Genomic DNA, 23346 nt, shown 5'->3' with positions numbered 1-23346 from the left:
AGGTGGTGTTCGCGTTGCCGCTGAGCCGTCCCTTTGAGCCCTTTAGGGCTCTCCCGGTTGTGAGGCTGTTTCCAGCCTATGAGGAGCGGCGGGCGAACGGGTTGCGGCCCGTGGCAGTCAGGTACAGCGGGACGAAAACGACCACGAGCAGCAGACAGCCAAGAAACCATGCCTCGGGCGTCTCGACGCGCAGCGAGCCCACCGCGACGGTGGCGGGGTTCCCGCGCCGTTGCCGATTTCGGGCGTCGCGGTAAACCCACAGATCAACGGTCACGACCACGAGGAAGGCGGTGATCGGCAGCGCCGCGGACGGATTCAAGGGATTCCCCCCTCACGGCTCATACCTGAACGACGGCGGGCCGAACTGCGTTCGCATCCGCGTCACGGTGACGCCCAAACGGGCGCACTGAGCTTCACCATAACCAGCGGGGCGCTGAGCTGCGGAAGCCCTGAGAGTGAGTCACCCTGGCCGTAGCCATGGTGCCTGCGAGGTGAGGGTGATGTTGACCGACGGGTGCGCGACGTGGCTGTGGCCGTCGTGCGCCGCGGCGACCACGCTCACCGGCCGCGAGCTGTCGGTGCTGCGTGCGCTGGAGTGTCCGCCGAGCAGTCGGCTCGCGTGCGAGCTGTCCGCCGGCCACGACGACGCGCATGCCGCCTTCGTCGCGGCCGCTCACGGCGGTGACCGCTGGTGGTGGCTGCGCTGGGACGTGCGCCGTCGTGAGCTGCTGCTGCGGGAACCCTGCGACCGTAGCGACGAAGACACCGCCGACGACTGCCTGCTTCCGGAAGCGCATCCCGGTCGGCACAGTTTCGAATTCGAGAAGTAGCACGCGCCTGGACAGCCTCGTTGCTCAGATGCGGGTGGTGCCGTATCGCCGCGGTGGGTGTCAGACCCAGCTGCGGCTGGTCCAGGAGCGGCCGCACCAGGTGCCGCTGGTCCAGGAGCGTCCGGTCCAGGCGCCGGCGGTCCAGGACCGTCCGGTCCACGCCGAGCCGGTCCACGACCGCCCGGCCCAGTTCTGCGCGGTCCACGCCGCTGGCGCCCAGGTCTTGGTAGTCCAGGAGGTGCCGGTGAAGGCGGTGCCGGTCCAGACGGTGCCGTTCCAGGAGCCGCCCGTCCAGGCTTTGCCGTCCTTGGCCGCGGCAGTCCAGGTCTTGGGGTTCCAGGTGGCGCCGAAGATGTCCTTCTCGCCGCGCAGGTCGATGCCGGTGGTGTCGTCGGTGACGTGGCTGGTGCCGCGGGCGCCCTCGAGGGTGCCCAGGCCGGTGGCGGCCGGGAAGTTCTGGGTGGCGTCCTTGTCCTTGGGCGGTGTCAGGGTCGCGGCCTCGGCGATGTCGAGCTGTCCCGCGCCGGCCGCGACCGCGTCCGCGCCGGCGATCGGGTCCGCGGTGCTGATGAGCAGCTTCTTGACCTGGTCCGGGGTGAGCGTGGGGCGCTGCTGCAGCAGCAGCGCCACCGATCCGGAGACCACGGCGGCGGCCTGGGAGGTGCCGCTGCCGCGGAAGAACCGTTGCTGACCGGCCGCGTCGGCGACCCGCGCGCCCGGGTACAGGGTGTCGATGTACGAGCCGGGATTGCGCAGTGACACCACCGAGCGTCCGGTGGCCAGCAGGTCGGCGTGCCGGGCGGTGCTGCCGCGGGTGCTGAAGCCGGCGACGGTGTCGTCGGTGCGCGCTTCGGTGCCGGCCGCGTCGGCGGCGCCGACCGCGATGACGTACGGGTTGGCTGCCGGCATCGTCACCCGGGTCGCCGTCGGCCCGTCGTTGCCGACCGAGACCACCACGACGATGCCCTTGCGCCACGCCGCCTCGACGGCGTACGAGAGCGGGTCCAGCGCCGCGCTCTGGGTGGAGTCGGTGCCGAAGGACAGGTTCAGGACCCGGATGTTGAGCCCGGCGTCGTTGCGGTGCGCGACGACCCAGTCGATGCCCGCGATCACCTGGGAGACGTCGCTGGCGCCGTCGGCGGCGGCGACCTTCAGGCTGATCAGGTGGGCGCCGGGAGCCAGTCCGTCGTAGCGGGGCGTGCCCGCCGCGGTGGCGGGGTCGCTGCCGGCGATGATGCCGGCCATGTGGGTGCCGTGCCCGTACGTGTCGATGTTGGTCAGGCCGGGGACCTGCGACTCGAAGGACAGGTCGGGCCCGTTGATGACCTTGCCCGGCTGGTCCAGGCCCGGGACCGGGGCGATGCCGGAGTCGATGAGCGCCACGCCGACGCCGGCGCCGGTCAGCGACGCCGTGTCGACGCTCTTGTCCTTCTTCTTGCCGCCCGCCGATTTCTTGATCGTCTCGACCGGCGCGTTCTTTCCGCCGTCGTCGAGCCACTTGTCCGCCTTGAGGCGCACCGACTGGTCGGTGGTCACCGCCGTCACGCCGGGCGTGGTCCGCAGGGCCGTCAGCGCTGCCGGTGGCACGTGGCCGGCGAAGCCGGAGATGAGGGCGAGGGGCCGGTCGACCGTGCCCCCGGCGGCGCGGACGGCCGCCTGGACCCGGGCCGAGTCCTGCGCCGATCCGGTACGCACGATGACCGAGACCGGCGCGGCCGACCCGCCAGCTGCGTGAGCCGGTGTTCCGGCGCCGATCAGCCCCACGGCGGCCAGAGGACCGACCAACGCCGCCACCGCGCGCCGCGTTGTCGTTGACTGCCTCACCATGTCGTTCCTTCCGGCACAGGCTCCCTGCAGCGCGGTGCTGCGGGCCTCGCTCGGTTCATCGGCCGGGGGTGCAGAGACCCTCATCAGATTGAGTTCTTCTTGAGCCCATCTGCACAGACCGCTGAAGCAGCGGAGCGGCTCGCCGGGTCCGTTGCGGCGTGCATGCACGCGTGGTGCACGTCGCCGGCGGACAGCATCGGCAAGTCCTCCGCGACACAGCACGGCCCGGAACTTGCACAGAACGCCCTACTCGGGGATGGCGTCTCGGGCGGCGAGGTAGCTGCCCCAGTCGACTTGGGCCCAGCGGCTCCAGTCGTCGGCGGTGGCGGGTGCGACGCCGATCAGGCTGGCGAGGACGGGTGCGGGCAGGTCGGCGGCGAGTGTGATCAGCGCGGTGTTGCGGCTGGCTCTGGCCGGGATGCCGTAGCGACCCAGCAGCGCCGAGAGTGATGCGGGGTTGATCGGGCGCGTCGGTGGCTGTCCTGGGAGCAGGTAGCGAGGTTGGCGGACGGCGGCGGCAAATCGGTGAGGTTGTGCCGCTAGGTCGTTGATCAGCTCGGCGAGAGTGGGCGGCAATAGGGCGGGGGTGTCGCCGAGGCTGAGGTAGGCGCCGCGGGAGCCGGTGGACAGATGCTCGGTGGTGAGCGCGGCGACGGTGGTGGCCCGCGCGCCGTAGAGCAGGATCAACGCGCCGGCGACCCGGACGGTCAGCGGTAGAGAGGTGTCGGTGAGACAGCGGCGCAGCAGGTTCAGGTGCTGGTCCTCGTCGAGGAACCAGGTGGGGATGTCGCTGCGTTGTCGGGCGACGGTCAGCTTCGGGGTGAGCCGCCGGGCGGCGGTCCAGGCGAGGAACGACGCGACATCGCGCCGGGTGTAGTGGGATCCCTCGGTGAGCCACTGGTCCAGGTCTGCTTGGGTGAGCTCGGCGATGCTGCGCTGCTGAGCGGTGAGCCAGTCGAGCAGGTGCAGGGCTTGGCGCAGGCGTCCTCGGCTGTTGCCGGCGGAGCCGTAGGTGAATCGGCCGTGCCGGTGCGCGTTTCGGGCGCGGCGCAGGACGATCCATTGGGCGAAGGGGCGGATCAGCAGGTCATGGCTGCGGGGCCGGGCGGTTAGTTGCCGGTCCAGCCAGGGTTCGAGCAGGGCGAGCGGCTCGAAGCGGCGTGGTAGGACGTCCGCGGCGATCAGCAGTTGCCGTAGATGGATCACTTCCTGGCTCTGGGGCAACTGGTCGAGGGCGTGGTGGTCGATGGGAGCCGTGCTGGTGGCGAGTTGTGCGATCAAGCGGGCGCCGGCGCTGCGGTGCAGCCAGGACCAGAGGTATTGCGGTGTGGAGGTGGCCAGCAGGAACCCGGCGAACGGCATCAGTTGCGGGGAGATGGTGCCGTTGGCGTCGCTGAGGAGTTCGGTGACCCGATCGGTGAGCGCGCAGTGGGTGCAGCGCCCGACGGTCTGGGCGTACCCGGTCATGCCGCATGAACCGCAGACATAGTCGCGATGCTCCGAGGCCGGCGTAGACGCCGGCTGGATGGCGGCGGCGTGGGCGCGAGCCTGCTCTCGCAGGCGTTGCTGCTGCCGGTGGCGGGCGATGGTGCAGGGTCCGCACTCGGTCTCCCCGCTCGGCCCTACCCCGGTCAGGGCGCGGACTTGTGAGCACTTTGGGCAGGCGTCGGGCTTGGCGAGGACTTGGTCGTGGCAGGCCGTGCAAACCGGCCCGCAGGGCCAGAACGCGCGGGTGTATCGGCGGCGCTGGCAGCGGCTGCATCGCCGTGTCGGTTGCGGGTGGCAGCTGTCGCAGTGGAACCGCCGGTCCGGGCTGAACCGGCCGCGGCGGGTCCGGCCGCAGACCACGCACGGGGCTTGCAGGCGCACGAGGCAGCGATGGCACAGATCCGGCAGATTTTCACGGGCGCGCTGATAGATCGGGCGGAGCTCACCGCAGTGGCCGCAGGTGCGCGGCGCGGGTGTGTAACAGCGTGCACAGACGCGACCCTGGTCGGTGATCGCTTTCGTCGCCGCCTCGCGGCCGCAGACGCTGCAGGAGTGCATGGTTTGGGGCAGGCAGCTTCGGCAAAGCGGTTCGCCGTCCGGGGTGCGGCCGTTCGGTGCGGTGACGCGGCCGCAGCCGGCGCACGGCTGCTGCCGGTCGGGCTCATCCTTGTAGCAGCGGCGGCAGATGATCCCTTCAGGGCGCCGCGCGACGCGGGCACCGAGCACGCCGCAGCGGGCGCACGGCACTGCCCGTAGCCGGGTGCGGCAGGCCGAGCAGCACCGCCCTGAGCCGTCTGGGTGCGGCTCGCTGAAGTCGCCGAGATCGGGCTTGGCCTGGCCACAGACCACGCAGGCCGGTGCGGTTACCACCGCTGCGTATCCGGCGGCGATCAGCGCGTGCGCGAGACGGGCGACCGACCGCGGGGCGTGCGGGTCCGGAGCGCTCAACGCGTGCGGGAAGGCGTTGAGGTGGCGATCCAGTTCCCGCAACGATCTCGGTGTCCAGCTTCGAGCGGCCTGCAGCACCTGCCGGGCGGCGTCGCGAGTCAATGTCGCTCCGGTAATGGTGACCACATGGTCGATCAGCCGCTGCTGAACCGCCGTGATCGGGTTGCCGGCATAAGACGGACGTGGATTGCGGCTGCTCACTCGAACGTCGGTCGCCGGATCGTGCTGCGCTGCGCCGACGGCGCGGTCGGCCGGGCACCGCCGACAGCCTCTTTGCGCACCGTCGTGTTGACCACCTTCGGCTCGATCAGGTCGTTCGGCGTGCAGGCGAGGATGTCGCATAGCGCAACGAGGGTGTCCATGGACAACCGCTGCGGCGGTTGGGTGACCAGCCGGAACACCTGCTCGCGCGACAGCGTGATGCCGCGCTCGGCCAGCAGGGGCACCAGGTCGCTGGTCTGGTACCAGCCCTTCGCGGCCATCAGCTGGCGCAGGTGCCAGTCGTAGCCCATCTTCTTGATCACAGCGGATCGCCCCACATTCGTCCGAGACGCCCTTGCAGCGACTGCTGCAACAGCTGGTTGCGGTACTCATCCGACACGCTGGTGTAGATCGACGTCGTGCTGGCGTGTTTGTGACCGACCTGGTCCTGCACGAACTTCACCGGATAGCCGAACTCGATCAGATGCGTCACGTAGGAGTGCCGCAAGCAGTGCAAATCAAGCGCAGAGTCCAGTCCCGCCGCATTCCGCGCCGCGGTGAACGCCGCGTTGACCGAGCGCAGCGACACCCGGCCGCGGCGTTCGGTAATCCACAGCGCCGGGTGCCGGCCCGGCCGCAGCGTCGGACGAATCTCGCGCAGCCAATGCTCGATCACCGGCATCACCCAGTCCATCTCCGGCACCAGCAGCACGGTGCGCCGCTGCGGCGGTCCACCCCGGGCGGCTTTGCCGTGCCGCACCGCCAGCACTCCACATCGCCCGAATCGCGGCGCCTTGGCGTTCGTGCGCAGGTCCGCCAGGTCCAGCCGGGCCACCTCCTGCCGCCGCAGACCATAGGCGTAGGTCACCTTCAGCAATGCCGCGTCCCGCAACGCCGTCAAGCTGCCCTTGCGGCCGTGCGAACGAATCGTCTCTACCAGCCCGTCCGCCGCGTCGAACAGCGCCTGCACCTCGTCGTAGGTGAACGGCCGCCGCCGCGGGTCACCCTCGTAGTCCTCGACGTGCAGCACCGAGTTGTCCTCGTGCACCACCTGCTGCGGCGCCTCACCGAAACGCTGCACACACAGCGCCGGCCAGCCGTACCGGGCGTCGGTCAGGTACTCACAGAACAACCGAATCGACAGCCCGTACCCACGCGCCGTCGACAGCGCCAACGGCCGCGATCCCGACCGCAGATGCACGATGAACGCCTCGAACTCCGCCGGTGTCCACTGCCACGGGTACAGGTTCGAGAACTCCACCAGCCTACGTATTAGCCGCAGCCGAGGACGCACCGTTGACTCAGTCAGAAAGCGCGCCCGCTGCTGAGTGTCCCAACCACGCAACATCGCCTCGAACACCGCGGGCGCCGGGTCCAGATGCACCACGTTCGCCGCGAGCACCAGACCCGCCGAGCCGGGGACGTCACGCTGCACCCGACGGTTGTATCAGACGCAACATCGTTGCAGCGAATCCCCGACCCCAGACCGCGGCTCATCGGCTGCCATCCCGTACGTGAGCCATACTGCCCCTGAGCAGCGCATCTACGAATGCCGACGTTCGGTCGAGTGTTGCAACAAATGCAATTCCGCCTGGTGGGGCGGCAGGGTCACCGCGGCGGTCCGCGGCCGGGCCGCGCGCCCCTTCCCCGCCGCCTGCACGGTGAGCTGCTGCCGTTTCAGGCGGCCTCGTCCGACACCGAGGCCGGACCAGGACCGGGCGGTGACCTCGATCGCCAGGTCGCTGCCGGGCCAGGGTGCCCCGACCGGCAGCAGCACGCAGTCCTTCTGCCGGGCCCGGGCCATCAGCGACCGCGCCGTACTGTCGGCGACCGGCCCGGGCGCGGAAACCACGACGGCGTCGAGGCCGTCAATCAGCGCGGAGACCACCGCCGGCCAGTCCGGTCCTGGCGCCGGGACCAGGGCGAGCCGGGCCAGGTCCAGGCGATAGTCCTCCCCGGCGGCGAGCAGACCGAGGTTCGGCATACCGCACACTGCCGCCCATGAACCCTGACGCATCGCCTCGGACAGCAGAGCCAGCACCAGCGAGGTCGAGCCACGCACGGACACGGTCGCGCCGCGGCGGATGCCACCGGGCCAGGGAAGCAACCCGGCGGCCAGCTCGGCCATGACCGGCAGCACCCGGGCGGCATCCGGCGTCTCCAAGGCCGCGGTGTCGACGGTCTGCACGAGCCGGTGCGCCAACGCGGTGTTCCCGCGGTGCAGGCCGGCGTTCGTGACCTCCGCCAGGATCCGTTGGACGTCCTCGCGTCCGGCCACGCGCCGCGGGCCGTCCCAGGCTGACGGCGAGTTCGAGGGCCCGGCGCGCATCGACTCTCCTCCTCCAACAGGCACGCAGAAGCGACACCGCGGGGGAAGACGCGTAAAACCGAGTCGCACATATGTTCTAAGACAGGGAGCTTAGCCCCTGGTAGAAGCGTTGTCTCGCTGATGTGAGTTCGGCGCTGTTGATTCAGCGGCTGCGTGGCCGACGGTTCCCCGTCCTGCCGGAACCCCGGCCCACGCCGGAGGCAGGCGGGGGCGCTTCTTCGCCGGTGTCACCGGTCGCCTCCACGCTCGACGCTGCTGTGGTCTCGGACTCCTCCGGAGTAGGCGGTTCAGCAGGCCCTCTACGGGGAGTCTCAGCGCTAGCGGGAACCTCTCCGAGCCCGAACACCCGATCCGCCAGGTCGGCCGGTACATCGAATGCCAGGTCGCCGGCGCCGCCGGTCGTCGTGCGGACCTCGTGGTGCCGCTCCGGGCCTGCCGCCTTCAGCAGCCGTCGGGCCAGCCGGCGCGCGTCATCGCCATCCGTAGGGTGGATGGTCACCGTCATGTCGTCCCCTTCCGCTCACGCCGCCTGCGGCAGCCGCACCTTCACCGCCGCCTGCGCGCAACCCCACCCGACTAGGTAGGGGCGCTGCGCGACGGCGAACACCTCGTTGTTGACCGTCGACAGGGCCTGCGGCAGCGTCGGCAACGACACCGGCCCGCGCCGCACCATCACCGGCCCCGTGGCGTACAGCCACGCTTCGCCGCTCGCCGGGACCTGGCCGTCGGGGCCGACCCCGCTGGTGTGCGCGAATACGATCGGGTTGCCCAGCGGCGCCACCGTCCGCGGCCCCTCGACCCGGGTCAGCTGTGCACCGGTCAGCTGTGACGCGGTGAATCGCGGCGCCCAGAGCACCCCGATCGAGCCGGTGCGATCGGAGATGAACGCCTCCAGCAATCCCACCCCGGTCAGCACATCCCTCGGCTGCGCCGAGCCGCCCAACACCTCGGTCGACGGGTCCGCCAGGCGCGGCCGGTTGCCGGCCTCGCCGGTCCACGCGTAGTGCTCCACCGACTGCTGCTCGATTAACGTCAGCTTCTGCCGTGCCTGCTCGATGAGGTCCTCACGGCCCGGCAGCGCCGACACGAGACCGGTGTAGAGCCGGATCGGTGGTCCGGCATGCGCCATCTCCACGTCGGCTTCGAGCTCCATCGGTGGCCGCGGCCCGGGCACGTCGGGCGCGAGCGCCGCGGCGGGCGCGTCGAGGCACAGTTGCTCCCACTGCACGCCGGCCACAAACTCGCGGGTGTCGACCGGGTCGAGTACAGCTGCGGCGGAGAACAGCCCGTACCGGTACGGCACCGAGGCCGGCGCGGTGACCGTCACCCACGGCTGCGTCACCACGACGACCACGCCCTTGCCCGCCCGATGCGCGCGGCGCTCACGCGGCGACGCAGTCGAACGCGATGGGCTGCCCGGTCACCCCGGACGGGCACAGCGGCACCGTCAGCTTGTACGAGGCGTAGCACCGCTTGACCAGCAGCGTCGCCTCCTCCGACCACAACGCGATGTACTCGTTGTCGCGCAGCTTCGTCGAGTCGTACACCGCCGCCAGCTCGATGATCCCGCGGGTGCCCTTCACCCACGTGCCCGGCGCGTACAGCAGCAGGTCCACCGAGCCCGGCCACTGCTGCGGCGTGGCCGCCCCGCCGAACCCGGCACCGGCCGGGTTGACGTAGCCGTCCTGCCAGTCGTACACCCACCGCGGCAGCACATTGCGGCGCGTGAACCAGGCGGTGATCTGCTCGTCGGTGATGTCGAAGAAGTTCTGCCCCGCCCGGCGGGCCATGTCCGCGCGGATCCAGTCCAGCAGCCACGACGGCGCCGGCATCTCCAGCGTCGCGCGCCGGCCCATCCGGTAGCGGTGGCGGTAGTCCGTCGCCGCCATCGCGACGGCGCCGAGCACACCGGTGGTCGTCTGGTCGCCGTCGATGTCGGAGCCCAGCGCCAAGGTGAATGCCGTGGACGCGGTCGCCGCGGCCATCTTCGCGATCAACCGGGCGTTGATCTTGTGGTCGTGGGCGACCAGCGCCCGCCGTACCACCTCGCGGGTGTTCTCCGGCCACACCGCGTTCTGCACGATGTCGTGCTCCAGGCAGATCCCGTCGACCTCCAGGCGGGTCTCGTCCCACCCGGGCGTCGGCACCCGGTAGCAGCTCTTGTCGTTACCGGCGATCGAGTCCGCCTCGGTCTGCACGAACCCGATTGCGCTGAACAGCTCCCGGAAGTCCAGGCCCGTCGGGTACCGCAGACCGCCCCGGGTCACCGTCACCGTCGGCAGATCCAGGATCCCTTCCGAGGTCTCCAGGCCGGGGCACAAGTCCCACAGCGTCTCTGACGGTGCACCCCAGCCACCGGCCGCGACAAGGTTCCCGCCGGACAGCCGCGACTGCGACGCCGCCGCCTCGACCACGTCGAAGTCGTCACCGGTCGACGCGACCAGGCCGTGCTCCGTGGGCAGTTCGATCCGTGCCACGCCCTGCTTGATCCGGGTCCGTACCGTCGCGCCGCGGGGCATCGCCGCGAACCGCTCATCCACCGCCGACGCCAGGTCCTCGACGGAGGAGAAGAGGTGTCCGTTGGGCACGTTAGGCACGTCGGGCGCGGCCTTCACCCTTGCCGAGCGCGCCGACACCGCCGTGCGCGGCTTCGGCTGCCGGGCGGCCGCACGCCGGGCCAACGAGGCGAGAACCGGCGTCCGCTCCGGCTCGGCCGGCTCGACCGGGATCTCGCCGGCAGCCGGCGGCGCCGGCTCGCCCTGCGATTGCCGGGCGCCGTCGGCCGGGTCGGCTTCGTCATCGTCGCCAGCATCGTCGTCGCTGTCGTCGTCGCCGTGGACCTGCCCGGCGAGGTCGTCCAGCTCGGCGGCGACCTGCGCCGCAGCGGCCATGATCTCGCCCTCACGGGCTCGGACCTGCCGCACGAAGCCGGCCAGCTCGCGCAGCCGCGCGAGACCGTCGCCCGTCAGCTCCGGATCGTCGCGCAGCGCGTCGAACGCGGCGACCGCATCGTTCTCCAGGGCGGTCAACGCGTCCAGGTCGAGACCGTCGAGGGTCTCGGGAATCTCGAACTCCACCGGTGGCTCTCCTCGGCACGGTAGGGACAACAGTCCCGACCGGCCCGCAGCCAGCATCGGCGGTTATCGCTGATGATACGGGATTGTCCTCGTCTACCTTCGGCGGCGGGCCGTGGGTGCCTCCTGAAGACCCCGGCATGAAGACTGGAGCGTCAGCGTCTGAGGTCGTGTGGAAATCCGCTGTCGCGGACGCCCGCTCTCCCGGAGATGCCGTACTTCGGCCGACTAGCGGTTCCCGGGTTTCCGGCTTCTCAGCGTCTTCGCATCTGGCTTCGCATGTGGCGTCACACGGCTTCTCATAGTGGCACCCGGAAACACGGTCTCGATCGACTTACCAAGCTTGTTCGCGCCCGCCCAGGAATCTAGTGTCTTGCCCCATGGAGAACCCCTTCGCGCACATCCACGACGAGGCCGAGGCCGATGGCCTCGACTTTCGGCGAGAGTTGATGGCCGACGCGAAACGCGGGTTCGCCAAGATTAGGAAGGCGTTCGTGCAGAAGGCCGACGACGCGACCGGCTCCCGCGCCTCGCTTCTCGCCGCCATGGTCAAGGGCCGACAGGAGCGAGCATTCGACGCATTCCTCCTGCTCCACGCGTTGGAGCCGGTACTCACGGGAACTCCGCTCCCGCTGGCGACCTGGGCCAAGATGCTCGGTTCCCCGAAGAAGCCGTGCTCGACGCAGTCGGCGTCATTGGCCTTCGACACGCTCGTCAAAAACAAGCTTGCAGTCCGCCAGAACAGCGGCCGAAAGATCATCGTTGCGCCGCTACGAGAGGACGGCAGCGGCGCTACCTGGGACAACCCTGGCAGCGACCGGACGACGGTCGGCAAGGGCTTCCTCACGATCCCGTACGAATACTGGACGACCGGACTCGTCGACAACCTCACGTTCCCGGGCAAAGCACTGTTCCTCATCATGTTGTCCGAGACCACCCAGGAACAGAGCTTCGCCATGGCCGTCGAGCGGGCGCCCGCCTGGTACGGCATCTCCGAGCGGACAGCCGAGAGGGGCTACCGAGAACTCCGGGAGCAGAAGACCCCGGACGGGGCACCTTTGCTCCTCGAGCACCCCCAGTACAAACGCGATGCGCGTTCCCCGACCGGCTACCGGACAGTCGTCCACCGAGCGCTATCTGCGCCGTACAGCCAAGCGGCACGGGCGGCACTTCAACTCACGGCCAAGAAGGCCGTGCGGCGACACGCGGCAGCAAGTACCGCCGTGGACCCGCCGGCAGAGAACAAGGCGGAGGTCGGCTCCGCATGAGAGGAAAGGAGCAGGAGCAGTGCCACGACGCGACTCGCCCGACGACGAAGAAGGGCCTGCACCGCGAAAGGACCACAGCATGTGGTCCACGGTGCAGGCCGCAATCACAGGGGGATGGGCCGAGACCCTCCGCCTGCTGACGATCCTGACGGGGTTCGCCGTCCTGATCGTCGTGCTGAGGTCATGGGCTGGCACCCAGATCTCGCCGTTGTTGCAGGTCATGCAGTAACGAGGGTACGAGCAGACGAGGCCGGCCGTCTACTGGACGGCCGGCCTCGGTCCGTGACACGCAGAGCGGCAGCGATGGTCATGTACCCGATCATCTCGTTGTTCGGCGGAAGTCGATCACCACCGGAAGTCAGCGCCGTCTGTTCCAAGGTTAATGAGCAGGCCGGTATGCGTGTAGAAGTTCATCGCCGAGAACAACGCGAACGCGATGCCGGACACGGTGAACGCCCAGTACATGAGCGGCCAGGCGATGCGGCTGTTCGCGCGGATCGCGAACGGGAAGGCGAGGCAGCCGACGGCGGCGAGGCCGTACAGGACGATGGCGAAGAACAGGTTCTCGATCATCGGCCAGTCGTGCAGCAGCCCGGTGATGGGTTCCTCGGCCGGCGCCGACGACACCACATTGAACCGGGCGATCGCGGCGGCGCACCAGGCGAGGACGATGCCGAGCCAGAACACCACCCAGCTCGCCGGGCCGAGTGCGGCGCGCAGCCGGTCTTCGTCGAGGGAGTCGCCGTGGCGGGCGAGGTACCAGGCGGCGGCGAGCAGCAGGACGCCGAGGATCAGGGTCGGCTCGCCGAAGATCGTGTCGATGTAGTCCTTGGCGGGGGCCAGGGGATGCCACACCGTCATGACGAATCCGAGGCTGGTGAGGATCGTCCCAAGCAGGCCGAACGTTGCGGCCCAGCCGCCGGCGGCACGGTCGCGGTTGACGAGTAGCAGCGGCGGGCGGGCGTCGCTGGCGACCGCCCAGAAGCGGGGGACGAGCATGAGGGCGAGGCCGGCGGCCACGCCCATGGTGGTGTTGAACATGATCAGTCGCATCGGTGCTCCCCAGGTGGTGCGCGGCTGTTCGAGTCGGGAGCGGGTCGAGCTGACCGTCACCAGGCGGGGGACCTACTTGGAGATGGGACGGATGGTGCCGCCGCCGCCGTTGCGGGCGTCGGCGATCTCCGCGTCGGTCTTCGTCGCGTGTTGGGTGGCGGCCCGGCTGGTGTTCTCGTACTCGAGCAGCCACACGGTGGTGGTTCGGCGGTTTCCGCAGCCGCATCCGGCCATCAGCTCATCTCCTTCGATAGGTGGGTGGTTACGTGCTGGGTTGGGTGAACTTCGGCGGCGAGGGCATCGACGAGGCGCCGGTCCCGGCCGATCGTCTCGGCGATGGCGTCGGCCTGCTGGCGCCGTTCGGCGGCTTGGCGTTCGGCGGCGAAGCCGGCGGCGACGGCGCGGCGTACGGCGGCGTCGAGGGTGGCGGAGTCGGCCATGACGAGCCCGGTCCGCCGCCGGGCGGTGGTAGTGGAGGGTTGCCAACCGGTCCAGCCGGACGCGAGCAGGGACACCGAGCGGCCGCCGGCGGAGCGGCCCCGCACGACGGGGAACCCGCCGACGTTGACGCATAGCGCGGCGACAAGCTGGCGCTGGCCGCCGATGACGCGCCAGTCGCCGGACAGTGGGGAGCGGCGCAGCAGCTGCACCTGCGCCGGGGTGGCCTCGGGTACGAGGGAGCCGGCGATGTAGATGCCGTGCGGGTCGCGGCCGGCGCGAACCACGGCGACTTGGGTGCCGGTGTGGTCGTAGTGCTCGACTGCGGCGGCGGCGCTGGCGGACAGGTCGGCGTGGCCGGTGCCGGCGGTGAGGTGCCCGACCGCGATCAGGTCGCCTTCGGCGGTCTGGATTTCGGGGCGGTGGAACCAGTCGAAGCCGCCCTCGTCCGGCGGTAGGACGCATTGTCCGCCGGGCAGGAACGACAGGTGGCAGTCGTTGTCGGCCAAGTGGCCGTAGACGCGACCGTCGGCGGTGACGGTGACCGGGGTCAGCTCGGCCAGGCCGGGGTCGTCGAACCAGGCCCGGGGCGGGTACAGCGGCGCCGCCGCCTGTACGGGCGGCCCGGCCGCGGTCACCGCATCGTCCTCGGGTTCGGCGGCCGCGGTGTCGCCGTCGGTGAGGGCGATGCCGGCCTGCGGGAACGCCTGGGTGCCGACCAGGGTGACGGCCATGACCCGGCCGCGGGTGACCAGCACCGTCGGTTCCTCGCCGGAGTCGATGAACGCCTCGAACTGCTCGTCGGTCATGTCCTCGATCAGCACCCCGGCGGCGTCGGTGAGGGTCCACTCGAAATCATCCAGATCGACCGACGGGTACAGCACCCCGGCGCGCAGCAGCTCCAGCGCCTCGCCGAGCTCCGGGATGGCGGCGATGAAGTCACCGCTGCCGGTAATCTGCCCTTCTTCGACAGTTCCGTCGGTGATCCGGCCGATCGTGACCGCGCCTTCGTGCCCGGGGGCGTCTTCGCGGGCCCACCGCAGCGGCAGCGGGAACTCCCGGAACGACCAGGTGCCGTCGGCGTCGAACACCCGCCGATCCCCCGATACTTCGCCGAGCGGGGCGAGGGTTCCTTCCCATCTGGCCATGCCAGCTCCACCTTCCGCGGCCGCGGCCGCTGTCACCGTTGTGCCGCCCGTACGGCCGGTCCAGGGATGCTTCGGGATGTCGGGCAGCGGCTCACCGGCGGGGATCTCGACCATGGTGCAGCGGCACGCCACCGTGAGGTGTGGCGGTGCGGCCGGGTCACCGGGGTAGCGCAGCGGCACCCCGTCCGCGTGGAACACCCCGTCCAGGGGTGCGCGTTGTCCGTCGAGGGCGCGGTGGGCGTCGCGGGTGCGGCCGTCGTGGGTGGCCACCCATACCTTGTCCAGCTTCTCGCCGGTCACGGCGGCGGAGGTGAGCCAGCCGGTCAGGGTGCCGGCGTTGTACGCGCCGATCGTCTCGGTGCGGGCGATCGTGGTCGCGCGGCCGTCCCATGCGGCCGGGCCGAGGATGTCGGCGATGGCGTCCCGGATGCGCGGTATCGAGGCGCCCTGCCCGGCGAGTTCGGCGATGGTGGCGGTGACCTGCGCCCAGGCGTCGTCCGGGATACCGGCGAGCCGGTTCGGCAGCTGGTCGAGGTACTCGGCGACCGCATCCGCCACGGCGAGCAGGTCGACGTCGGCGCCGGCGTCGACGACCCCGGTCCGGAAGATGTCGGCGGCGGCGGGCAGCAGGTGCACGGTCATCGCGTCCAGCCACGCCTGGCCGGCGCCGGCCAGCGCCGAGGGGTCCGGCGGCAGCGCGGCCGCCGTCAACGTGGGCAGCGTCAGGCGGCGTGCGGTGGTGAGCCAGGCGGTGAGGGCGGCCCGGACGGCGGCGTGCATGCGCTGCTCGCACGCTGCGACCTGGGCGGCGTGCGCCAGGCGCAGCGGCTTCCACGCGTCGCCGGTCATGCTGGCACCAGCTCACCGCCGACCGCTGCGGCGAGGTGCTCGCGCAGCGCGTCGGGGTCGTGGCGGGCGCCGCTGATGAGCAGCCCACCGACGTACGCCGACAGCTGCGTGGTCAGGGCGTCCGCGTCGACGCCGAGGCGGGGTGCGACGGTCGGCACGGTGGCGAACGCACCTGTCAGCAGGCGCGGGACCGCGTCGGCCGATGCCGGCCGTACGGTGTGGTATTCCCAGGCCGGCAGGTCCCGGTGCTGATAGCGCTGCCGTCCCAGGATCCGCTTGCCGGCCAGTTCGAGGGCCTTGAGCACCAGCGCTTCGCACGCGGCGACCACCGGCTCCACCCGGGCAGCCGACGCCGTGATGCCAGCCTGGTCACGGTCGGGCGGCGCCCGATCCGGATCCTCCTGGACCGGCGCCGGCTCGTCCGCCGAGCCGTCGCCAGGGGCGTCGGGCGCGGTGAGGAGCAGTTGCACGTCGACGTCCGCGCTCACCCCGGCGAGTTCCAGCAGCCGGGTCACCAGCGCCGGACCGGCCGCGGGCACGGTCCGCAGGATCTCCAAGAGCCGGCGCAGCTCCCGCTCGCCCGGTTCCGGGGCGTCATTGTCGGAGAATCCGGTCTCGCGGCGCAGCGCCTTGCCGGACAGCTCCCCGCGGTCGAACAGGTCCTTCGCGTCACTACCCCGGTCGGGGGCCTGGGTGAGCTCGCTGGTGTCGTACCAGACCACCCACGAACGCGGGTCGTCGACGACACCGTCCAGGGCGGGCCACAGCATCTGCTGCGTCAACGCCGCGCACAGCAGCTCCAGCTTGGACTCGACGTGGTACTTGATGGTCGCCTCGTCGAGCTGCCACGCCGACCAGTGGTTCGTCTCGGCCATCCCGAGCAGCACTTCCGGCGGCACGTCCAGGCCGAGCGCGAGCCGGCGGATCGCCCCGTCCAGCAGGCCCGGCACCGAGGCGGACAGCTCGGTGGCGAACGAAAGCAGCCGGGCCTTCTCCAGATGCTCGGCCGGGCCCTGCACCACGATCGGCACCAGCGCGGCCACGGAGTCGCGGTCACGGACCGCGGTGGTCATCGCCTCGGTCAGCGCGGCCAGGAACGACGACACCCCGCCCTCGGGCTCGTCCTGCTGATCGGAGGGCACGAACGACAGCTCGTTGGGCAGCAGCAGGATCCCGGCGCCAGCGAGCCGGGAGTCGATCTGCGACTGCACGTACTGCGACAGCCGTTCGATCAGGCGCAGCACCCGCCGGTTCGCCTGCACCTGCGACTTCGGCAGCAGGTGCTTGCGCGGCGACGGCACCCAGATCCGCACGATCACCGTCTCGTCCGCGACCAGTTCCCGGGCACCGTCACCCTGATCGAGCAGGTACTGCCCGGAGCGTTCCTGCAGTTCGTCGTTCGAGGCGATCAGCCACCGCTCGCGCTCGCCCGCGCGGCCGCCGCTGTCGCGTTCGGGCTCGCCGATCAGGTAGCACTCGCCGGGCACACCGAGCTGCACCCCGACCTCGTGCAGCAGCTCGGACTGGCGGGCCGGGCCGCCGAGGAACGTGTCGTTGATGTCGCCCGGGGCGGCGTCCGGTGACTCGACCGGGTCGCCGTGCTCGTCGAGCTGGGTGATGTACAGCCGGGCCCGCGACATCGCCTTGGCGACCAGGTCGACGATGTACGCCAGCTCGCCGCACTCCTCGTAGTGCCGCCACGCCTCGTCCTGCCACTCCTGCCGGCCGACCCTGCGCACGGAGCCGGCGGAGTCGTAACGCATCCGCGCCGCCGACGCGACGACCGCCGTCGCGCGTCCGACCGGGGTCTCGTCGCTGGGCCGTCGTCCCCACCAGGCCATCGTGGTCAGGCCTCCGGCTCGGCGCGCACCAGCAGCCCGGTCGCGTACGACAAGGCGAGGGCGGTCGTCGGGATGTCGAGCCACCAGTGCCCCGACCAGCGCGATGCCGGGGATGCCGCCCACCAGATCGCGGCGGCGGGCACGGCGATCCACACGGACACGCACCAGCGGCAGTACAGCAGGTAGGTCCACATGCTGCCGGGCTTCAAGCGCTGCGCAGCCGCGGTACGGAACGGGTCGGTGATCTTGTCTGCGCAGATGAGCCGCGTCAGCCGGGCCACGGCGAGCAGGACGATGGCCATCTCGATCCACAACACCATGAATGCCAGCGTAGCAGTGACACTGCGGCCGTATATATGACGGAGACTCCCCGCCCTGATCGGGAGGGGAGTCCCCACGTTCAAGCCGCGGCGCGGCCGCAATACCTAGATGGTTTCGCCCTCGGCCGTGTCATCAGCGGCCGAGCCGGCCTGCGCGGGCAGGTCGTCCTGCTCGTCGCCCCACACCGCAAGGTAGTGATCCGGCACCAGGTCGGTGCGGCCCACAAGGCGCCAGCCGGCGATCGGCATTTGCATCCTCGCCAGCACGTCGGCTGCCCACTCCTGTGCCTTGCCCACCTCGTCTGGTCCGGCGTCCAGGTCAGCGATCGCTGTGCCGAAGTCGTCGTCGGTCAGCCACCACTGCGGCTTGCCGCCCGCGTCGACCGCGAACAACGCGAACACCGGTTCTCCCTGATCGTCACCGCCGTCTGCCGCGGACACGTCCGGCTCGCCGTCGGCCGCTTCGGGCTCCCCGTTGACCGGAGCCGGTTCCTCGGCGCACCCGTCGCCCTCCTCGAGGTCGATCACGTAATAGGTGGTCGACGACGCCTCGTCGTGCCTCTGCTGCCACGCCGTGGCGACGAAGCCCATCTCGTCGAGCACCCCCGCCGCCCACTGCTGCACCTGGGCCACGTCATCGCCGGGCAGCTCGTCGATGTGTTCGCCGTCGCCAGCGACCAGCTGCCAGTTCACGATGTCGCCCTCGGGAACAGGCCACAGCATGAACACCACCGTGTCGCCGCCTCCGACCTCTGTGGCCTTACGCAGCTGGGCCTCGCGTTCCGCCGCTGCCTGCTGCTGCGTCTCCACCGCTGCCTGCGCCACCCGCTCGGTCAGTCTCTCGCACAAGTCCGCCTCCGCCGGGGACAGGCCGTAGCCCTTGGCGACCAGCTTGTCGAACCACGCAATCGCCTGCTCGGGGCGGTTCTTGAACTCCCAGCCCAGCCGGCCGACGTCGATGAGGTGCTGCTCCTGCGCAGCGATCCACCGGCATGCGAACACGCGCTGCAACCGGTCCAGGCGCGCCGACTGAAGGTTGTCGAGCGACCCGCCCGCCAGCGCCGCCAGGAAGTCCTGCACGTCGCGGGCCGTCAGGTCGGACGGACGGATCGCCGCCGTCCGCGTCGCCTCCTCCAGCAGTTCCTTGACCGCCTTGGCGCTACCCCACGTCTCCTTGATGAACTTGCGCCGCACCGACGCAGCCACGTTCAGGGCGGCCCACCGCTTCTCATCGGCTTCCCGCTTCTCGCTGGCCCGCCTCTGCTCTTCCGGGGAGCGGTAGGAGCTGCCGGTCGGCCGCGTGTAGCCCATGCCCTCCGGGTCCAGGCACACGTACACGAGCTCCACCGGGCTGGACTGCATGTCCACGAACGCGGCGAAGCCCTCCGTGGTCTTGACCGCCTCCACCTCCAGCGGCTTGCCGTCGACGTCGACGAGCCTGTGGACCGCGACTGCCTTCGACTCGTACGGCCATGCCTTCGGCCGCGCGACCTCGCGCACCCCGGCCGCCTTCAGTTCCGCCTTCAGCTCGGCCGCCCGCTCATTGTCCTTTCGCTTCTTACGCTCCACCGCCATCTCGTGTCGCGCACCCCACGATGTGCCCGCGGCAGCGATGATCCGCTGCTCCACCTCCGGATCGTCCTCGAACTCCTTCAGCGCCAGGATGTCGTCGAGGTTCAGCTGCCCTGCATCGGCCTTGGCCTTCACGTCGTTGCTCATGGCATCGAGCCGAATCGACGCCTTCACGTGCTCGACCTTGATGCCGGTGCGGCGGGCGATCTCCGCCGGTGGCACGTCGAAGGCCGCCAGCTGGGCGTAACCCCGGCTGCGCTCGCTCACCGTCAGGTCGACGCGTGGCCCATTCTCACCCAGCATTGCGAAGACCTGCTCCGCGGGATGATCCGCCAGATCCGGGCGCACCAGGCATGGCACCGTCGGGGCGATCGCCGGGTTCCATTCGCCGGCGTCCAGGACGGCGGACGCGGCCGCGGTACGGCGGTGCCCGGCCACTACCCGGAATCGACCCCCGTCCGCAGGGATCACGGTAAGTGCTTGCAGGACGCCTTCCCCCGCGATGCTGGCCTGCAGCTCGGTCAGGTCGCCGAGGTCGCTCCTCAGGTTGCCCCGGTGGCCCAGCAGATCACGAGGGTCCAGGTACAGCAGGTAGCCCTCGGGCTCGGTGGCGCCCGCCCCGTCAGGCTCGGATTGTGTGGTGTCGCCGGGCTCCACGAGCCTCAGTTCGGGACGGCTGTCCGTCGTCGTTGCCACGATGTGGTCCTCCCCTTTTAGCAGCCCAGGAAGTCTGAGCTGTATATATTCATTGTATCAAACGGCTACCCTGCGTAACATCGATCGAGCCGGAGAAGACCGCCAGCCCGGCCACCTCATCAATGCCGGACCGGACCGCCTGTCCGACGTTGATGACGGGCGCCTGGGCAAGATCCGTCCAACGGCGGCCGGATTCGCGAGCCAGCCGGCTCGCGTACCGAATTCACCCGGGAACCTGAACCTGAGGATCGGAAATCCGACTGCCGGCGACTCGACTCGCCTGCTCGGTGTTGTCTAGATCGGACTCGGCGTGGCGACCGATCTTCACAGCGTCAGCTGTACCGGTTACGTTGTGTAGGCGAGATTTCACGGAGAGATGGAGGGTACGTGGCGCTGAGCATTGAGGATCAGTGCTTCGTACGAGCCATCCTGCGCCGCAAGCTGGAGGAGCTCTTCGAGAACGCGTTCGAGCAGTTCTTCCAGAGCATCATGTGTGCCCGGTACCCCGACTTCATCAACGTCAGGACTCACGGCAACATCGGGGACATCGGAGCAGACGGCCTCAGCCTTCATGACCGGAAGCTGTACGCCTGTTACGGCCCACAGGTGCCGGATGCCAAAGAAGTCCGCCGCAAGTTCCGCAGCGACCTGCAGAAGGGCATCGATAAGCGCGGCGGGCAATTCAACACCTTCGTGTTCGTGCATAACGACCTACGGGGCGTGCACCCCGAAGTGTCCATCGCCCTCAACGAGGCGGCGGTCGCCTATTCCAAGCTGCGGTTCCAGCAGATGGGGCCCCCACAGATCCACCGGGAGTTGTGCCGGCTGGAACGTGACGTGATCGCCGACGTACTGTGCTGCGAGTTTCCTGCAGTGGACCGCGTGTGGCGCGTCGGGCCCAACGACCTCGAGCCGCTGCTGGCCCACCTTGTAGCGCAGCGACGAAACGCCTCTGCTCAGCCGCTCGCGCGGGAGGTACCTCCGGACAAGCTGGACTACAACAGGCTCGGTCCGGAGGATCGCGATGAGATCGTCCAGGCGATGCGCTACACCCCCCTGCTCGAGGACTACTACCAGAGCCGGACCGACGTCACGGAACGTGATGAGGTGGCCCAGGGCTTCAACTCCTACTATCGGGAGGTCAAGGCTGAGTACGACGATCCAGGCGATGTGCTTTGGAAGCTGCAGGAGTACGTAGCCGGCAACGCACGAAGGTCGCGCGAGCAGGAAAGGGCCGTCATGGTGGTGCTCGCGTACTTCTTCGAGACATGCGACATCTTCGAGGAGCCGCCTGCGAACTGGACGACAAGCGCCGTTCAAGGAGTCTCCGGATGATCACCCCGACGAAGGGCATCGCGCCCCAACGGTCGCTTGTCGTGGTCGGCGCCCAAATCCTGCAGCTGCTCGATCGGCCCATGACGGTCAGCCAGACATGGACCAGACTACGGGAGTGGCGACTGCGTAACGGCCACCGTGCGCCGTTACCTTTCTGGTGGTTCGTCCTGTCCCTGGACGTCCTCTACGCACTCGGAGTCGTGGAGATCGACCGCGAACTGCTGACAAGGAGGCCGGCAGATGCTGCGCCAGCTGGGGGCGAATGACCCTCGCTTCCGCACGCTCGACTTCCATCGAGGCCTCAACATCCTGGTCGCCGACAAGACGCCGGGGTCCCGCGACACCGACAGTCGGAACGGCGCAGGCAAGTCCAGCACCATCGAACTGCTTCATTTCCTCCTGGGCGAGCGCGCGGACACCACGTCGCTACCGCGTCGGCCGGAGTTGAAGAAGATCGAGTTCAGTCTCAGCATCGACTGGCCTCGACTGGGTGAGCCTCTCACCGTGTACCGCTCCGGCGACCGTCCATCGTGGGTTCGGCTTCAGCCCCTTCCACCGGGCACTGACCGAGAACAACTGGAGATCAACACCGGGCACGTACGGCTTGCCGAATGGCAGCGGCTCATCGAACGTGACTTGTTCGGCCTCCCGGACGACCACGACGGGGTCAGCGGCCGCAACCTGCTGTCCTTTCTCATCCGCCGGGTCAGCTCGAGTGGTTACGAGAAGGCCACTCGCAGCCACGGCCGTCAGGCTGACTCCGATGCCGCCACCAACTTGGCTTACCTGTTCGGCCTCGACTTCCACCTCGCAGACCGCTATCGGCTACTGAAGGCACGCGAGAACGCCCGACAGCAGATGCAAAAGGCGGCCGCGGATCCGGTCCTGGGCCGCATCATCGGTAAGGTTGCCGACCTGCGAAGCGAGATCGCACTCGCGGAACAGCGCGTCGCCGAGGTCGCAGCCCAAGTCGACTCCTTCCGCGTGGTTCCCGAGTACGAGAACCTGCGCCAGCAAGCTGACGACCTCGACCAAACAATCCGGCAGTTGCTCAGCCGCGATACCGCTGACCGGCGCAACCTGGAAGACGTCGAGCGTGCACTTGAGGAAGCAACTGAGCCCGACATCAGCTACCTCGAACCGGTCTATGCCGAGCTCGGGATCCTGCTGACCGACCAGGTGCGGCGCCGGTTCGACGAGGTGGAAGCGTTCCACCACTCGATCGTGCGCAACCGTCGCCAATACCTCGAGGAAGAAAGAGACACCATCCGGCAGCGTCTGGCCGATAGCGAAGCGGAACGGAGCAGGCTCGGCGAACAGCTGGCCTCCACGCTGCGAAGCTTGGAGGAAGGCGGCGCACTTACCGCTCTCACGGCTCTCCAGCAGGTACTCGGAGAACGTCAAGCTACGCTCGCCGCTCTCCGCCACCGCTACGAGGCCGCACAAGCCTTAGAAGCCACGAAACGCGAGATCACGCAGGCCCGCTTGACGCTGCAGCAGGAGATGGACCGCGACATCGACGACCGGCGTGGCTTCATCGACGAAGCCACGGTCCTGTTCTCCCGGTTCGCCCGGACCCTGTACGGCGCTGACCGCACCGCGTACCTGCGGTTCGAAGCAGGGCCTACCAGCCTGCGCATCGAGCCTCACATCCAGAGCGATAACAGCGGCGGCATCAGCAGCATGGTCATCTTCTGCTTCGACCTGACCCTTGCCGTGCTCGCTCATCGCGCAGGGCGCGCCCCGGACTTCCTGGTCCACGACAGCCACTTGTTCGACGGCGTCGACGAGCGGCAGCTCGCAGCGGCACTCACGCTGGCCGCCAATGTGACCGAGGAGGAAGGTATGCAGTACCTCGTCTCCCTGAACTCAGACGATCTTGACAAGGCGGTCCGGCGCAACTTCGTCGCCGATCCCTATCTGCTTCCACAGCGCCTAACCGACCGCTACGAGGACGGCGGCATCTTCGGCTTCCGGTTCTGAGCCGTCGGCGCCCGATCGCTAGGCTGCACGACAGCCCTCACGCCGGAGGCCAGCTCGAACGACGCTCAAGTCGTGCCGACCGGCCCCCGACAGGCGAGGCGCGAATCCCGATTGACGACCTCTTCCAGGCAGTCGCCGCAGACCAC

At 69.5% G+C, this 23346-nt stretch carries 20 protein-coding genes; 6 read left to right on the top strand and 14 right to left on the bottom strand.

Features of this window, described 5'->3' with window-relative positions:
* Window positions 1-76: 76 nt before the first annotated feature.
* Window positions 77-319 carry a hypothetical protein gene (locus tag AB0K03_RS19385; protein WP_364686630.1) on the bottom strand — a complete coding sequence of 81 codons (243 nt, stop codon included), beginning with the start codon at window positions 317-319 and terminating at the stop codon, window positions 77-79.
* A 181-nt stretch (window positions 320-500) separates the two neighbouring features.
* On the opposite strand from AB0K03_RS19385, the gene AB0K03_RS19380 reads away from it, so the two are divergent.
* The gene (locus AB0K03_RS19380; RefSeq protein ID WP_364686627.1) at window positions 501-830 is read left to right on the top strand and encodes a hypothetical protein; all 330 of its coding nucleotides are present in this window, start codon (window positions 501-503) and stop codon (window positions 828-830) included.
* 60 nt (window positions 831-890) lie between these two features.
* Here the strand turns inward: AB0K03_RS19380 and AB0K03_RS19375 are convergent, their stop codons facing one another.
* The 7 genes from AB0K03_RS19375 to AB0K03_RS19345 all read right to left on the bottom strand — a co-directional run bounded on the left by AB0K03_RS19375 (window position 891) and on the right by AB0K03_RS19345 (window position 10700).
* Window positions 891-2657: a S8 family serine peptidase gene (locus tag AB0K03_RS19375; protein ID WP_364686624.1), complete on the bottom strand. Its 1767-nt coding sequence runs from the start codon at window positions 2655-2657 to the stop codon at window positions 891-893.
* A 246-nt stretch (window positions 2658-2903) separates the two neighbouring features.
* The gene (locus tag AB0K03_RS19370) at window positions 2904-4124 is read right to left on the bottom strand and encodes a hypothetical protein (protein WP_364686621.1); all 1221 of its coding nucleotides are present in this window, start codon (window positions 4122-4124) and stop codon (window positions 2904-2906) included.
* A 1166-nt stretch (window positions 4125-5290) separates the two neighbouring features.
* The gene (locus AB0K03_RS19365) at window positions 5291-5617 is read right to left on the bottom strand and encodes a helix-turn-helix transcriptional regulator (RefSeq protein ID WP_364686618.1); all 327 of its coding nucleotides are present in this window, start codon (window positions 5615-5617) and stop codon (window positions 5291-5293) included.
* Window positions 5614-6729, bottom strand: a complete 1116-nt coding sequence (locus AB0K03_RS19360; RefSeq protein ID WP_364686615.1) for a site-specific integrase — start codon at window positions 6727-6729, stop codon at window positions 5614-5616. Before AB0K03_RS19360 ends, AB0K03_RS19365 begins: the two co-directional genes overlap by 4 nt.
* Before the next feature lie 108 nt (window positions 6730-6837).
* Complete coding sequence (locus tag AB0K03_RS19355) at window positions 6838-7623, bottom strand: hypothetical protein (protein WP_364686612.1); 786 nt, start codon at window positions 7621-7623, stop codon at window positions 6838-6840.
* Between the two features lie 520 nt (window positions 7624-8143).
* Window positions 8144-8968 carry a hypothetical protein gene (locus tag AB0K03_RS19350; protein WP_364686609.1) on the bottom strand — a complete coding sequence of 275 codons (825 nt, stop codon included), beginning with the start codon at window positions 8966-8968 and terminating at the stop codon, window positions 8144-8146.
* A gap of 37 nt (window positions 8969-9005) precedes the next feature.
* Window positions 9006-10700 carry a major capsid protein gene (locus tag AB0K03_RS19345; protein WP_364686606.1) on the bottom strand — a complete coding sequence of 565 codons (1695 nt, stop codon included), beginning with the start codon at window positions 10698-10700 and terminating at the stop codon, window positions 9006-9008.
* Window positions 10701-11077: 377 nt separating this feature from the next.
* Between AB0K03_RS19345 and AB0K03_RS19340 the strand changes: the two genes are divergently transcribed.
* The gene (locus tag AB0K03_RS19340) at window positions 11078-11965 is read left to right on the top strand and encodes a hypothetical protein (protein WP_364686603.1); all 888 of its coding nucleotides are present in this window, start codon (window positions 11078-11080) and stop codon (window positions 11963-11965) included.
* Between the two features lie 79 nt (window positions 11966-12044).
* Complete coding sequence (locus AB0K03_RS19335; protein ID WP_364686600.1) at window positions 12045-12194, top strand: hypothetical protein; 150 nt, start codon at window positions 12045-12047, stop codon at window positions 12192-12194.
* Window positions 12195-12310: 116 nt separating this feature from the next.
* Here the strand turns inward: AB0K03_RS19335 and AB0K03_RS19330 are convergent, their stop codons facing one another.
* The 6 genes from AB0K03_RS19330 to AB0K03_RS19305 all read right to left on the bottom strand — a co-directional run bounded on the left by AB0K03_RS19330 (window position 12311) and on the right by AB0K03_RS19305 (window position 19843).
* Window positions 12311-13018: a DUF981 family protein gene (locus AB0K03_RS19330; RefSeq protein WP_364686597.1), complete on the bottom strand. Its 708-nt coding sequence runs from the start codon at window positions 13016-13018 to the stop codon at window positions 12311-12313.
* Between the two features lie 72 nt (window positions 13019-13090).
* Window positions 13091-13252, bottom strand: coding sequence for a hypothetical protein (locus AB0K03_RS19325; RefSeq protein WP_364686594.1), 162 nt, complete (start codon window positions 13250-13252; stop codon window positions 13091-13093).
* Complete coding sequence (locus AB0K03_RS19320) at window positions 13252-15453, bottom strand: phage minor head protein (RefSeq protein ID WP_364686591.1); 2202 nt, start codon at window positions 15451-15453, stop codon at window positions 13252-13254. Before AB0K03_RS19320 ends, AB0K03_RS19325 begins: the two co-directional genes overlap by 1 nt.
* Window positions 15450-17294, bottom strand: a complete 1845-nt coding sequence (locus AB0K03_RS19315) for a hypothetical protein (RefSeq protein ID WP_364686588.1) — start codon at window positions 17292-17294, stop codon at window positions 15450-15452. The genes AB0K03_RS19320 and AB0K03_RS19315 overlap by 4 nt, the downstream gene beginning before the upstream one ends.
* 5 nt (window positions 17295-17299) lie before the next feature.
* On the bottom strand, window positions 17300-17614 hold the full coding sequence (locus AB0K03_RS19310; protein ID WP_364686585.1) for a hypothetical protein: 315 nt from the start codon (window positions 17612-17614) through the stop codon (window positions 17300-17302).
* Between the two features lie 105 nt (window positions 17615-17719).
* Window positions 17720-19843, bottom strand: coding sequence for a ParB N-terminal domain-containing protein (locus AB0K03_RS19305; protein WP_364686582.1), 2124 nt, complete (start codon window positions 19841-19843; stop codon window positions 17720-17722).
* A 426-nt stretch (window positions 19844-20269) separates the two neighbouring features.
* Between AB0K03_RS19305 and AB0K03_RS19300 the strand changes: the two genes are divergently transcribed.
* Genes AB0K03_RS19300 through AB0K03_RS19290 form a run of 3 tightly spaced genes read left to right on the top strand, consistent with a single transcriptional unit; the run spans window position 20270 to window position 23200 of the window.
* Window positions 20270-21217 carry an ABC-three component system protein gene (locus tag AB0K03_RS19300; protein ID WP_364686579.1) on the top strand — a complete coding sequence of 316 codons (948 nt, stop codon included), beginning with the start codon at window positions 20270-20272 and terminating at the stop codon, window positions 21215-21217.
* Entirely contained in the window at window positions 21214-21483 is a 270-nt protein-coding gene (locus AB0K03_RS19295) for an ABC-three component system middle component 6 (protein ID WP_364686576.1), read from the top strand. Before AB0K03_RS19300 ends, AB0K03_RS19295 begins: the two co-directional genes overlap by 4 nt.
* Window positions 21458-23200, top strand: a complete 1743-nt coding sequence (locus AB0K03_RS19290) for an ABC-three component system protein (RefSeq protein WP_364686573.1) — start codon at window positions 21458-21460, stop codon at window positions 23198-23200. The genes AB0K03_RS19295 and AB0K03_RS19290 overlap by 26 nt, the downstream gene beginning before the upstream one ends.
* Window positions 23201-23346 lie beyond the last annotated feature (146 nt).

The organism is Actinoplanes sp. NPDC049316 (assembly GCF_040677315.1).
GTDB lineage: Bacteria > Actinomycetota > Actinomycetes > Mycobacteriales > Micromonosporaceae > Actinoplanes.
The sequence above is the reverse complement of the archived record's forward strand: the minus strand, read 5'-3'. Positions and strand labels throughout refer to the sequence as shown.

Excerpts from the sequence above, each read along its gene's own strand:
- AB0K03_RS19380 (WP_364686627.1), top strand. The coding sequence starts at position 501 with ATGTTGACCGACGGGTGCGCGACGTGGCTGTGGCCGTCGTGCGCCGCG.
- AB0K03_RS19375 (WP_364686624.1), bottom strand. The coding sequence starts at position 2,657 with ATGGTGAGGCAGTCAACGACAACGCGGCGCGCGGTGGCGGCGTTGGTC.
- AB0K03_RS19370 (WP_364686621.1), bottom strand. The coding sequence starts at position 4,124 with ATGACCGGGTACGCCCAGACCGTCGGGCGCTGCACCCACTGCGCGCTC.
- AB0K03_RS19355 (WP_364686612.1), bottom strand. The coding sequence starts at position 7,623 with ATGCGCGCCGGGCCCTCGAACTCGCCGTCAGCCTGGGACGGCCCGCGG.
- AB0K03_RS19340 (WP_364686603.1), top strand. The coding sequence starts at position 11,078 with ATGGAGAACCCCTTCGCGCACATCCACGACGAGGCCGAGGCCGATGGC.
- AB0K03_RS19335 (WP_364686600.1), top strand. The coding sequence starts at position 12,045 with ATGTGGTCCACGGTGCAGGCCGCAATCACAGGGGGATGGGCCGAGACC.
- AB0K03_RS19330 (WP_364686597.1), bottom strand. The coding sequence starts at position 13,018 with ATGCGACTGATCATGTTCAACACCACCATGGGCGTGGCCGCCGGCCTC.
- AB0K03_RS19325 (WP_364686594.1), bottom strand. The coding sequence starts at position 13,252 with ATGGCCGGATGCGGCTGCGGAAACCGCCGAACCACCACCGTGTGGCTG.
- AB0K03_RS19320 (WP_364686591.1), bottom strand. The coding sequence starts at position 15,453 with ATGACCGGCGACGCGTGGAAGCCGCTGCGCCTGGCGCACGCCGCCCAG.
- AB0K03_RS19315 (WP_364686588.1), bottom strand. The coding sequence starts at position 17,294 with ATGGCCTGGTGGGGACGACGGCCCAGCGACGAGACCCCGGTCGGACGC.
- AB0K03_RS19310 (WP_364686585.1), bottom strand. The coding sequence starts at position 17,614 with ATGGTGTTGTGGATCGAGATGGCCATCGTCCTGCTCGCCGTGGCCCGG.
- AB0K03_RS19295 (WP_364686576.1), top strand. The coding sequence starts at position 21,214 with ATGATCACCCCGACGAAGGGCATCGCGCCCCAACGGTCGCTTGTCGTG.
- AB0K03_RS19290 (WP_364686573.1), top strand. The coding sequence starts at position 21,458 with ATGCTGCGCCAGCTGGGGGCGAATGACCCTCGCTTCCGCACGCTCGAC.